We start from the raw sequence: 11605 nt of genomic DNA, 5'->3' as shown, positions 1-11605 counted from the left end.
TTACGCACAGGTTTATCCACAGGTAGTGCGTTGCAATCGTCCCCCGAAACGCATTATCTTGTACCACGGCGCCAAAAAAACCCTACATGTAGGGTTTTGACTAAAAAGCCCAACCACATTTCAGACCAGAAACTCAAGCGCTTTATTGCCTGTTTATGGTTGAACCAAGCGTCAACTTACAAGCCCAAACCGCACTGGCGGATGGCACCGTTTTTTTCAGGCCAGAGCGGCGAAAACGGTACGGGTGTTGCAGTCATGACTGACACCCCCGAAAGGAATCCGGTTGCGAGCCCAGGCTCGTACCAAAACTTCGGCAAGGACGGCCTCATTAGCCTTTTTCCTACTGTCCCGAAGTTGTTATGCCCGACATCCGTCGGTTGTAGTGCTTCAGGACAGAACGGTGGGCACCGTGATGGTGCCCAAACAAACATAGAGAATGTGGAGACACTCCCCCATGCAAACCGACACAACTCGCGAGAACCCGCAGGGCACCTTGCCGCAGGCCGCCGATTCGAATTCGGATCTGTCCGCCACTGCGCCAGGGCAGCTGCGTGTGATCAAGCGTAACGGCACTGTCGTTCCTTACACCGATGACAAAATCACCGTCGCCATCACCAAAGCGTTTCTCGCAGTTGAAGGCGGCACCGCTGCTGCCTCGTCGCGAATCCATGACACCGTGGCCCGCCTGACCGAACAGGTCACTGCGACCTTCAAGCGTCGCATGCCATCGGGCGGCACCATCCACATCGAAGAAATCCAGGACCAGGTCGAACTGGCCCTGATGCGTGCCGGCGAGCAGAAAGTCGCGCGCGACTACGTGATCTACCGTGACGGTCGTTCGAAAGAACGCGCTGCCCACGCCCCGGCCGAAGAAGCGGTCAACGCTCACCCGTCGATCCGCATCACCCGCGCCGATGGCACCTTTGCACCTCTGGACATGGGTCGCCTGAACACCATCGTCACCGAAGCGTGCGAAGGCCTGGAAGAAGTCGACGGCGACCTGATCCAGCGCGAAACCCTGAAGAACCTGTACGACGGCGTGGCCCTGACCGACGTCAACACCGCCCTGGTGATGACCGCCCGTACCCTGGTCGAGCGTGAGCCGAACTACTCGTTCGTGACTGCCCGCCTGCTGATGGACACCCTGCGTGCCGAAGGCCTGGGCTTCCTCGGCGTGGCCGAAAGCGCTACCCACCACGAAATGGTCGACCTGTACGCCAAGGCCCTGCCTGCCTACATCGCCAAGGGTATCGAGTTCGAACTGCTGAACCCTGTGCTGGCCACCTTCGACCTGGAAAAACTGGGCAAGGCGATCAATCACGAGCGCGACCAGCAGTTCACTTACCTGGGCCTGCAAACCCTGTACGACCGTTACTTCATCCACAAGGATGGCGTGCGCTTCGAACTGCCGCAGATCTTCTTCATGCGCGTGGCCATGGGCCTGGCGATCGAAGAGAAGCACAAAGAAGACCGTGCAATCGAGTTCTACAACCTGCTGTCGTCCTTCGACTACATGTCGTCGACCCCGACCCTGTTCAACGCCGGCACCCTGCGTCCACAGCTGTCGAGCTGCTACCTGACCACCGTGCCGGATGACCTGTCGGGCATCTACCACGCGATCCACGACAACGCCATGTTGTCCAAATTCGCAGGCGGCCTGGGCAACGACTGGACGCCGGTTCGTGCGCTGGGCTCGTACATCAAGGGCACCAACGGCAAGTCGCAAGGCGTGGTTCCGTTCCTGAAAGTCGTGAACGACACCGCCGTTGCCGTTAACCAGGGTGGCAAGCGCAAAGGCGCTGTGTGTGCCTACCTGGAAACCTGGCACATGGACATCGAGGAGTTCATCGAACTCCGCAAGAACACCGGTGATGACCGTCGTCGTACCCACGACATGAACACCGCCAACTGGATCCCTGACCTGTTCATGAAGCGCGTCTTCGATGACGGCCCGTGGACCCTGTTCTCACCGTCCGAAGTTCCGGACCTGCACGACCTGACCGGCAAGGCCTTCGAAGAGCGTTACGAGTACTACGAAGCCCTGTCCCAGTACCCGGGCAAGATCAAGCTGTTCAAGACCATCCAGGCCAAAGACCTGTGGCGTAAAATGCTGTCCATGCTGTTTGAAACCGGCCACCCATGGCTGACCTTCAAAGACCCGTGCAACCTGCGCAGCCCGCAGCAGCACGTCGGCGTGGTCCACAGCTCGAACCTGTGCACCGAGATCACCTTGAACACCAACAAGGACGAGATCGCCGTTTGCAACCTGGGTTCGATCAACCTGCCGAACCACATCGTCAACGGCAAGCTGGACACCGCCAAGCTGGAGCGCACCGTCAACACGGCCGTTCGCATGCTCGATAACGTGATCGACATCAACTACTACTCGGTGCCGCAAGCGAAGAACTCCAACTTCAAGCACCGTCCGGTCGGTCTGGGCATCATGGGCTTCCAGGACGCTTTGTACCTGCAGCACATCCCTTACGGTTCCGACGCTGCCGTCGAGTTCGCCGACAAGTCGATGGAAGCGGTCAGCTACTACGCGATCCAGGCTTCCTGCGACCTGGCTGACGAGCGCGGTGCCTACGAGACGTTCCAGGGTTCGCTGTGGTCCAAAGGCATCCTGCCGCTGGATTCGCAACAGATCCTGATCGAAGCCCGTGGCCAGAAGTACATCGATGTCGACCTGAACGAATCCCTGGACTGGGCACCGGTTCGCGCCCGTGTACAGAAAGGCATCCGTAACTCGAACATCATGGCCATCGCACCGACCGCGACCATCGCCAACATCACTGGCGTCTCGCAGTCGATCGAACCGACCTACCAGAACCTGTATGTGAAATCGAACCTGTCGGGCGAATTCACCGTGATCAACCCGTACCTGGTTCGCGACCTGAAGGCTCGCGGTCTGTGGGACTCGGTCATGATCAACGACCTGAAGTACTACGACGGTTCGGTGCAGCAGATCGAGCGCATCCCGCAGGAACTCAAAGAGCTCTACGCGACGGCCTTCGAAGTGGACACCAAGTGGATCGTCGACGCGGCCAGCCGTCGTCAGAAGTGGATCGACCAGGCTCAGTCGCTGAACCTGTACATCGCCGGCGCTTCGGGCAAGAAGCTGGACGTGACCTACCGTATGGCTTGGTACCGTGGTCTGAAAACCACTTACTACCTCCGTGCCCTGGCCGCGACCAGCACCGAGAAGTCGACCATCAACACCGGTAAGCTGAACGCTGTATCCAGCGGCGGCAACCACGGTGACGATTCGGTCCTGGCTGCTCCTGCCGGCCCTGCTCCAGTGCCGAAGGCTTGCGCCATCGACGAGCCGGATTGCGAAGCTTGCCAATAAGCTGAGCCGGTAGCACAAAACCCCGACAGGCCTCTGGCTTGTCGGGTTTTTTTTGCCTTCCAATTGTAGGAGCCGGCTTGCTGGCGATGAACGATGACGCGATATACCTTGATGACCGTGTTGCCTGGATCGCCAGCAAGCCGGCTCCTACAAGGTCCGGGAGAATGTGATTTTGTCATCCACAAAAAAGCCCCTCTGATGAGGGGCTTTTTATGCAGCGTAATCCAGCATCAGGTCATCTGAATGATGGTCTGCATGATGGTGCTCTGGGTGGAGATGGTCTTGGCGTTCGCCTGGTAGTTGCTCTGCGCCTTGATCAGGTCGACCAGTTCGTTGGTCACGTTGACGTTGGACTCTTCCAGCGAGTTGGACTGGACCGAACCCAGGCTGCCGGTTTCCGGTGCATCGTAGCCCGGGATACCCGACGAGTAGGTTTCTTTCCAGCTGGTACCGCCCACTGGCTGCAGACCCTGTTCGTTGGTGAAGCTGGCCAGCGAGATCTGACCGATCGGCTTGGTCTGGTTGTTGCTGAAGTTGGCCAGCAATACACCGCTGCCATCGATGGTCAGGTTGGTGATCTGGCCAGTGGCGTAGCCGTTTTGAGCAGGAATCGAACGCGCAGTATCCGCGTTGAACTGGGTGGTATTGCTCATGGCAATCGACATGCCCGCCGGATCGGCGGACGCGCCATTGGCCGCCCATACACCGTTGGTCACGGTGCCCGGGACCCAGTTAGTGATCTTCAAATCAGGGCTGACGACCGGAGGCGTGCCCGGCGTGGTGACCGATACCAGTTTTCCGCTTGTGTCGAACGCCATGACCGAAGCAACCGCCGGGGTAACCTTCGGGTCGCTGCCATTCGGGTTGCGACCATCGATCAGGGTGTAGGTCGACCACGTGTTGGCGCCAGTCTTCACCATGTATTGATCCATGGTGTGCTGGTTGCCCTGCGTGTCGAAAATCGGGGTGCTGAACTGCTTGGTGAAAGAGGCCGACTTGCTCGGGTCAAACGGATTGGCCACAACGTCGATCACGTCAGCGGTGGAGTTCAGGTTGATCGTCGACGATACGCTGGTAGTGGCTTTCGGTGCCAGGTTGGAGGTGTCGATGCGCAGGTCGGTCAATACGCCGTTCTGGATCTTGCCATTGTCATCCACACCGTAACCTTGCAGACGCGAAGTACCGTCGGTGTTGGTGACGTAACCTTCCTTGTCGACCTTGAACGTACCGGCACGCGTGTAGGACAGCGAGCCGCTGTTGTTCAGCACGAAGAAGCCGGAGCCGTTGATACCCATGTCCAGCACGTTACCCGTGTTGCTGATGTCACCCTGGGTGAACTGCTGGGAAACGTTGGCCAGGCGCACGCCGTTGCCGACGGTCTTGCTGCCGGTACCCAGGCGGGTCGCCGAGTACACGTCCTCGAACTCTGCACGGGACGATTTGAAACCGGTGGTGGCAACGTTGGCGATGTTGTTGCCGGTCACGTCCAGTTGTTTGTTGGCTGCAAAGAGACCGCTAAGGCCGATATTGAAAGACATCATCCACTCCTTTATGCCGGGTTAGTCGGCTCTACATACCAATGGTTTGAACTTTGGACAGGGCAATACTGCCCAGCCCGGCCAGATTGAGCATCAGCTCACCGCCAGTCTGGCTGATGGTCACGCTGTTGACCGTCGCCGGCAGGTTGGTGATCAGTGCGACGGACTGGCCATCGATGGAGGTCGAAGCGCCGAAGGTGTAAGTGCCGGCAGGCACTGTCACGCCCGCATCGTTCTTGCCATCCCAGATGAAACTGGCGTTGCCGGCTTTCTGTGAACCCAGGTCGATGGTGCGCACAGTCTTGCCGTCTGCATCGGTGATCTTCAGGCTGGCGGAAGCCACCGAAGTCGGTATGACCACCGTGCCGCTGAGGCTCTTGGTGGTGTCGACCACCGCCTTGTCGCCCGGTGCGATGACCGAACGTCCCACCAGCGATGAAGCCTGCAAGGCCTGGGACGAGTTGTAATTGCTGGCCAGGCCGGTAACGGTGTCGTTGAGCGTGGTGATGCCTTCCAAACTGCTGAACTGGGCCAACTGGGCGACGAACTCGCCGTTGTCCTGAGGCTCCAGCGGGTTCTGGTTTTTCAGTTGCGTGACCAGCAATTGCAGGAACGCATCCTTGCCCAGGGCCTTGTTGCCCGAGGCATTGCCGGCTGCCGACGCAAGGCCGTCACTTGTTTTGTTGGTCTTGACCGAGGAGTTCGCCAGGATGTCGTTGAGGCTCAAACCGCCAGTGGAATCGGTAACACTCATCTGAGTCGCCCCTTATCACTGACCAAGGGTCAGGACTTTCTGCATCATGGTTTTGGCGGTGTTCATCATTTCGGCGTTGGTCTGGAACGAACGGCTCGCGGAAATCATGTCGGCCATTTCTTCCACCACGTTGACGTTCGGGTAGTAGACGTAACCCTTGGCATCGGCGGCCGGATGGTTCGGCTCGTAGCGCGCCTCAAGATTGCTCTGGTCCTCGACCACGCCCAGCACTTGCACGCCCTGACCGGCCGCGTCCTGGTTCTGGAACAGCGAGTCGCTGCCGCCGCTCTGGCCGCCCTGGAACATGGTGGCGAACACCGGGTGGCGCGCGCGGTAGGTCTGGTCGATGCTCGACGAGACCGTCTCGGCGTTGGCGATGTTCGAAGCAACGGTGTTCAAACGAGTGGTCTGCGCACTCATGCCGCTACCGGCAATGTTGAAAACACTGGATAGAGACATGGCTTACTCTCCGCGCAGGGCTGACACCAGCCCTTTGAATTTGCTGTTGAGCAGGGTGAAGCTGGCCTGGAAGCCGACCGCGTTTTCCGCGTAGTTCGACTGTTCCAGTTGGGCGTCCACGGTGTTCTGGTCAATCGACGGTTGCATCGGCGTGCGATACATCAGCGACTCGTCGCCATTGCCCAGGCCCTGCGCTTCGATATGACGACTGTTGGTCATGTTCAAGGCGAAGCCGCCGCTTTTGGTTTTCTCGTTCTGCTCGGCGAGCACTTTGGAGAAATCCAGATCCCGAGCCTTGTAGTTCGGGGTATCGGCGTTGGTGATGTTGTTGGCCAGGACTTCGGCACGCTGGGCGCGGAAGCCCAGGGCTTTTTCGTGGATGCCGAGCGCTTTATCGAAGCTGATGCTCATGTCGGGAAACCTTTGGGTGACCTGATTTTTCGTACGATGGACATAGCAAGCGTCATGCCAATTCAAAAAAGCCCGTAAACCGGGGCTTTGCCGGCCATGGCAATGCGGCAACGACAGAAAAGCGGCAACGGTTTTCCGCCGGATGCCGCTTTTCTGCCGCTTGGCACCGCACTTGAGAACACCACCTCCCCCTGTAGGAGCTGGCTTGCCAGCGATGGCGTCGAGTCAGCCGACTTTTAAATTGCGGACACACCGCTATCGCTGGCAAGCCAGCTCCTACAGGGATTGAGATAGCTGTGAGAAATCAGCAGGCATAAAAAAACGGGAACCCCTGAGGACTCCCGTTTTCTGACAACCCCAACGAAATCACTTCGCCTGGTAAATGATCCCCGGACTGCACTGGACCATCTGGTAGTGATCCGGCAAACCGTTCAGCGCCTCGGAAGCACCGAGGAACAGGTAGCCGCCCGGCTTCAACGTGCTGTGGATACGCAGCAGGATGTCCTTCTTCACCTCGGCGGAGAAGTAGATCAACACGTTGCGGCAGAACACGATGTCGAACTTGCCGAGGCTCGCGTAGCTGTCCAGCAGGTTGAACGAGCGAAACTCCACGCGACTCTTGATCGGCGCCTTGATCGCCCAGCGCCCCGGCCCTTTCGGATCGAAGTAACGTTGCAAGCGCTCGGGCGACAGGCCGCGGCCGATGGCCAGGCTGTCGTACTCGCCGGTCTTGCAGTTGTTCAGCATGGTGCTGGACAGGTCGGTGGCAACAATCTGCACTCCCATCCGCAACTGGCCCATGTTGACCCGCTCGAACTCGTCGATGGACATCGACAGCGAGTACGGTTCCTGACCCGACGAACACGCCGCCGACCAGATGCGCAGACGCTGGCCGGGACTGGCCTTGATCGCCTCGGGCAGTGCCTTGTTCTTCAGCACCTCAAACGGATAGGTGTCACGAAACCACAGGGTTTCGTTGGTCGTCATGGCATCCACCACCTGCTCGCGCAAACCGCTGCGCGGCTGGGTCTGCATGCGCTGGACCAGCTCACCCAGGCTCTTGATGCCTTGCTGTTCCATCAGTTTGTTGAGACGGCTGGAGACCAGGTATTGCTTGTTTTCACCCAGCAAAATGCCACAGGCTTTTTCCAGGAACACCCGGAACTGTTCGAAATCCAAATTACCCGTAGACAATGATGCCGCCTCTTAAATCGTATTGATTACCGGGGGCGCAGGCCCCTAGCTGATATCTGCTGCCTTGATCCGATCGACTACACGGGACGCCAGGTCATCAGGACGGAATTTGGCCAGGAAGTCATCGGCACCGACTTTCTTGACCATCGCCTGATTGAATACCCCGGACAAGGAAGTATGCAGGATGATATGAAGCTTTTGCATGCGCGGGTCGTTGCGGATTTCCGCCGTCAGGGTGTACCCGTCCATCTCCGGCATCTCGATGTCGGAGATCATCATCAGGAACTCTTCTTCCGGTTTCTTGCCCTCATCGGCCAGTTTGCGCAGGTAATCCAGCGCTTGTTTGCCGTCGTTCAGCGCCACCACCTCGACACCGACCGTTTGCAGGCAACGCGTGACCTGCTTGCGCGCCACCGACGAGTCATCGACGGTCAGCACCCGCAACGACAGCGCCTTGTGCTGGGTTTCGACATCCACCACACCGGCGGAAATCGCTTCCGGCGTCGGCGCCACTTCCGCCAGCACCTTCTCCACGTCGATGATTTCGACCAGCTGATTATCGACCCGCGTCACCGCCGTCAGGTAGTGATCGCGACCGGTGCCCTTGGGTGGCGGATGGATCTCTTCCCAGTTCATGTTGACGATGCGTTCCACCGAGCGCACCAGGAAACCCTGGGTCTTGGTGTTGTACTCCGTGATGATCACGAAGGGGTTGTTCTTGTCCTTCAAAGCACCGGAGCCCGTGGCCATCGCCAGATCAAGGATCGGAATGGTCGCCCCCCGGATACTCGCCACGCCGCACACGACAGGACTGGACTTGGGCATCAGCGTCAGTTTGGGGCATTGCAGCACCTCCCGAACCTTGAACACGTTGATCCCGTACAGCTGCTGGCCGTCGAGACGGAACAACAACAGCTCAAGGCGATTCTGCCCCACCAGTTGCGTGCGCTGGTTCACCGAATCCATTACACCCGCCATGCCCAGACTCCTACACCAACGCCAAGTGTTGTTGCGACGCGCCATAATCACTAAACGGCACGGCGCTTGCTTTTTATCCGTTATGAACACACAACCGACATTTTTCCGACACCTGACCGCTCCCTGGCGCCGATTACTCGGCGTGCTGTCGGCTATTTGCCTGTTCAACGCTGGCAGCCCTGCCCTTGCTGACGCGGTTACCTTGCCTGACATGCTTATCGGCGTCACTCAGGGGTTTCTTGAATTCACCGTAGAAGACTATTTGGCCACCAGTCAAACCGAAGGTCGCTACGAGATCGAAGTCAACAAGCTCGATCCACGCATGCACATGCCCATGTGCGACAAGGAATTGACAGCCACGCTTGAAAGTCCCAAGCCGATCGGACGCGTCACGGTGAAGGTCCGTTGCGAAGGCGCAGCCCCCTGGACAGTCTTCGTACCCGCTCAAGTCCGCCTGTTTCGTGACGTCGTGACGTCTGCCCGGCCTCTGCGCCGTACAGCCATTATCGAACCTGAAGATGTGCTTCTGCGTGAGCGCGACATCAGCCTGATCAGCCAGGGTTACCTGACCTCCCTCGACCAGGCGATCGGACAGCGATTGACCCGACCAATGGTCACCGACCAGGTCATTACCCTGGTGAACATCGAACAGGCCGAAGTCATTCGCAAGGGCGATCAAGTGGTGATCACCGCCCGCAGCGGCACGCTCAGCGTGCGCATGCCGGGCGAGGCCCTGTCAAACGGCGGTTTGAGCGAGCAGATCCGGGTGAAAAACCTCAACTCCCAACGCGTCATCAAGGCGCTGGTCACCGCGCCCGGACAGGTGGAAGTGTCTATGTAGAGACGTTATCTGCTCACGAGAATGTGGCGCTCGCCCCGGCTGTTCCCTAGACTGTGCTCTATGCAGAGCAAGCGCTGACGCGCGCAAGGCTCGTTGATAAATGGGCCTAAAGTTTTCCAGGGAATGGCCGAAACCATGGCAAGCGTCCAAATTCCCAGAGGTTTTCATCATGGTCATCGATTTCAGCCGTTTGAACAGCTCCTCGCCCCTTACGGGCAGTACACGTACCAGCGCCAGCAAGGACAGCGTCGAGGCCGGCAAGTCCGCGCCACTGGAATCCGCGGCAGAACAGGTCGGTACAACCCAAAGCGGGGAATCGGTACATCTCAGCAATGAGGCTCAGCAGTTGCAGAAGGTCACTGACAAGCTGCGCGATCAGCCTGCCGTCGACAAGGCCCGGGTGGCCGAGTTGAAAGCAGCGATTGCCGATGGCAGCTACAAAGTCGACAGCAACCGCGTAGCCAGCAAACTGCTCAACTTCGAAGCCCAGCGCTAGGCCACGGCCGGCGCCAGGCTTTTGGACGCTTAAACCCCAAGGCCAGCCATGCACGACTCTAATTTACTGCAACTGATCACCGACGACTTTGCTCCCGCGCAACAATTGCTGGAGTTGCTGCAGACCGAATCCCTTGCCTTGCACGGCCGCGACATGCCACTGCTCGAGGACATTCTGGCGCAGAAACAGGCATTGATCGTCTTGCTCGAACAGCATGGCCGCAAACGCAGTGAAATTCTCGCCAGCCTCAACCTGCCGACCAACAGAAGCGGTCTTGAGCAACTGGCCGGCCAATCGAGCATTGGCGATCAACTTCTGATGCAAAGTGACGTACTGACCGATCTTCTGGCCCAATGCCAGGCCATCAACATCAACAACGGGCAGTCGATCCTGACGCAACAAGCCGCCACAGCCACTCAGCTGAAAATCCTCAACGGCGGCGACACCCCGGCGCTTTACGACGCCAGCGGTACCTTCTCCAAGCTTGCCAAACCGCGCCCGCTCAGCCAGGCATGAGCCGGTGGCGTCCTCGCTCTATCAAGACGCGCAACATACTGGCAAAATGATAGCCAGCCGTAGTCAAATTTTGTCTGGAGATTGATTAACCGTGTCCAATGCCTTAAACGCGGAAGATGCTCCGCAGCCACCCAAGGTGCTCAGCACACCCTTGGAAATCTCCAGCAACCTGCGCCAGCTGCAAGAAAGCCATGACCCGCTGATTATCACGTTCCACGAACGGAGCCAGCGTTTCCAGAGCTATCTGGTGGACCTCGACCGCGACCGCGACATGATTGCCCTGGACGAAATGATCCCCCGTGATGGCGAGCGGTATTTGCTGGCCGGCGAATCTTACAAGGTCGAAGGCTTCCACGACGGTGTACGCATTGCGTGGGAAAGCAACGGCCCGTTGACCATCGATGAGTCCGGTGGTGCGCGTTGCTACCGCGGCAGCCTGCCCGATGAAGTGGTCTATCACCAGCGCCGCAATGCCTTCCGCGCGGCCTTGAAACTGGCGCAACTGGTCAACGTCAATCTGGACGGTGAAAAACTCAAGGCGCCCATCAGCGGCAAGCTGCTGGACATTTCCGCCACGGGTTGCAAATTGCGCTTTGAAGGTGACATCACCGAGAGCCTGCAACTGGGTCAGGTTTACGACCGTTTCAACGCCGACCTGCCTTTCGGCAAGATGACGGCACCGGTCGAACTGCGTTATCTGCACTTCGAAGAAAGAATCTCCACCACCTTCGCCGGCGTTCGCTTCCACAACATGAGCGGGCTGGTGCAGCGGCAGGTCGAGCGCTTCGTCTACCAGCTGCAACGTGAAGCGCGTCGTTTCGACAAAGACGATCTCTGATCTGACGTTGCTTTCCTGTAGGAGCCGGCTTGCCAGCTCCTACAAAAAACGGGTAGGACGAAGACAAAAAACGGGCAGTCCCTTGCGGTGACTGCCCGTTTTTTAGGTTCTTCACGGATTACCGGGAAAGACGCTCTTGATCTTCATGAAAAAGAATTCGCTATCCCGGTAACCGTACGCCATCCGCTTGATGACCTTTATTCGATTGTTTATCCCTTCCAGCTGACCCGT

12 protein-coding genes are annotated in these 11605 nt (G+C 58.4%); 5 read left to right on the top strand and 7 right to left on the bottom strand.

What is annotated here, in order from left to right:
• Window positions 1-454: 454 nt before the first annotated feature.
• Entirely contained in the window at window positions 455-3349 is a 2895-nt protein-coding gene (locus tag CKW19_RS03045) for a ribonucleoside-diphosphate reductase subunit alpha (RefSeq protein ID WP_095056529.1), read from the top strand.
• Between the two features lie 230 nt (window positions 3350-3579).
• On the opposite strand, the gene flgE is transcribed toward CKW19_RS03045, so the two are convergent.
• From flgE to CKW19_RS03015, 6 genes are all read right to left on the bottom strand, one after another.
• Entirely contained in the window at window positions 3580-4887 is a 1308-nt protein-coding gene (gene flgE / locus CKW19_RS03040; protein ID WP_095056528.1) for a flagellar hook protein FlgE, read from the bottom strand.
• Between the two features lie 31 nt (window positions 4888-4918).
• Window positions 4919-5641: a flagellar hook assembly protein FlgD gene (gene flgD / locus CKW19_RS03035; RefSeq protein WP_095056527.1), complete on the bottom strand. Its 723-nt coding sequence runs from the start codon at window positions 5639-5641 to the stop codon at window positions 4919-4921.
• Window positions 5642-5656: 15 nt separating this feature from the next.
• Window positions 5657-6100: a flagellar basal body rod protein FlgC gene (gene flgC / locus CKW19_RS03030; protein ID WP_007937507.1), complete on the bottom strand. Its 444-nt coding sequence runs from the start codon at window positions 6098-6100 to the stop codon at window positions 5657-5659.
• A gap of 3 nt (window positions 6101-6103) precedes the next feature.
• Window positions 6104-6511, bottom strand: coding sequence for a flagellar basal body rod protein FlgB (gene flgB / locus CKW19_RS03025; RefSeq protein ID WP_095056526.1), 408 nt, complete (start codon window positions 6509-6511; stop codon window positions 6104-6106).
• Between the two features lie 366 nt (window positions 6512-6877).
• Window positions 6878-7705 carry a protein-glutamate O-methyltransferase CheR gene (gene cheR / locus CKW19_RS03020; RefSeq protein ID WP_095056525.1) on the bottom strand — a complete coding sequence of 276 codons (828 nt, stop codon included), beginning with the start codon at window positions 7703-7705 and terminating at the stop codon, window positions 6878-6880.
• 45 nt (window positions 7706-7750) lie between these two features.
• Window positions 7751-8683: a chemotaxis protein CheV gene (locus tag CKW19_RS03015; RefSeq protein ID WP_095056524.1), complete on the bottom strand. Its 933-nt coding sequence runs from the start codon at window positions 8681-8683 to the stop codon at window positions 7751-7753.
• Between the two features lie 82 nt (window positions 8684-8765).
• Here CKW19_RS03015 and flgA point away from each other — a divergent pair, with 82 nt between their 5' ends.
• The 4 genes from flgA (at window position 8766) to CKW19_RS02995 (ending at window position 11374) form a co-directional block, all read left to right on the top strand.
• The gene (flgA, locus tag CKW19_RS03010; RefSeq protein ID WP_095056523.1) at window positions 8766-9524 is read left to right on the top strand and encodes a flagellar basal body P-ring formation chaperone FlgA; all 759 of its coding nucleotides are present in this window, start codon (window positions 8766-8768) and stop codon (window positions 9522-9524) included.
• Between the two features lie 169 nt (window positions 9525-9693).
• Window positions 9694-10020 (top strand): flagellar biosynthesis anti-sigma factor FlgM, encoded by a 327-nt coding sequence (gene flgM, locus CKW19_RS03005; protein WP_095056522.1) that lies wholly within the window; start codon window positions 9694-9696, stop codon window positions 10018-10020.
• A 48-nt stretch (window positions 10021-10068) separates the two neighbouring features.
• Complete coding sequence (locus CKW19_RS03000; RefSeq protein WP_095056521.1) at window positions 10069-10536, top strand: flagella synthesis protein FlgN; 468 nt, start codon at window positions 10069-10071, stop codon at window positions 10534-10536.
• A gap of 91 nt (window positions 10537-10627) precedes the next feature.
• Window positions 10628-11374 (top strand): flagellar brake protein, encoded by a 747-nt coding sequence (locus CKW19_RS02995; protein WP_095056520.1) that lies wholly within the window; start codon window positions 10628-10630, stop codon window positions 11372-11374.
• A gap of 111 nt (window positions 11375-11485) precedes the next feature.
• Here CKW19_RS02995 and CKW19_RS02990 read toward each other — a convergent pair.
• Window positions 11486-11605: transposase (locus tag CKW19_RS02990; protein WP_141228961.1), on the bottom strand; the 120-nt coding region annotated here is incomplete at its 5' end.

Source organism: Pseudomonas sp. Irchel s3f7 (genome assembly GCF_900187615.1).
In the GTDB taxonomy this organism is placed as follows: domain Bacteria; phylum Pseudomonadota; class Gammaproteobacteria; order Pseudomonadales; family Pseudomonadaceae; genus Aquipseudomonas.
Note: the sequence above shows the minus strand (reverse complement) of the source record. Positions and strands in the feature narration are given on the sequence as shown.

Excerpts from the sequence above, each read along its gene's own strand:
- flgA (WP_095056523.1), top strand. The coding sequence starts at position 8,766 with ATGAACACACAACCGACATTTTTCCGACACCTGACCGCTCCCTGGCGC.
- flgD (WP_095056527.1), bottom strand. The coding sequence starts at position 5,641 with ATGAGTGTTACCGATTCCACTGGCGGTTTGAGCCTCAACGACATCCTG.
- CKW19_RS03045 (WP_095056529.1), top strand. The coding sequence starts at position 455 with ATGCAAACCGACACAACTCGCGAGAACCCGCAGGGCACCTTGCCGCAG.
- flgC (WP_007937507.1), bottom strand. The coding sequence starts at position 6,100 with ATGTCTCTATCCAGTGTTTTCAACATTGCCGGTAGCGGCATGAGTGCG.
- flgB (WP_095056526.1), bottom strand. The coding sequence starts at position 6,511 with ATGAGCATCAGCTTCGATAAAGCGCTCGGCATCCACGAAAAAGCCCTG.
- CKW19_RS03015 (WP_095056524.1), bottom strand. The coding sequence starts at position 8,683 with ATGGCGGGTGTAATGGATTCGGTGAACCAGCGCACGCAACTGGTGGGG.
- CKW19_RS03000 (WP_095056521.1), top strand. The coding sequence starts at position 10,069 with ATGCACGACTCTAATTTACTGCAACTGATCACCGACGACTTTGCTCCC.
- flgM (WP_095056522.1), top strand. The coding sequence starts at position 9,694 with ATGGTCATCGATTTCAGCCGTTTGAACAGCTCCTCGCCCCTTACGGGC.
- flgE (WP_095056528.1), bottom strand. The coding sequence starts at position 4,887 with ATGTCTTTCAATATCGGCCTTAGCGGTCTCTTTGCAGCCAACAAACAA.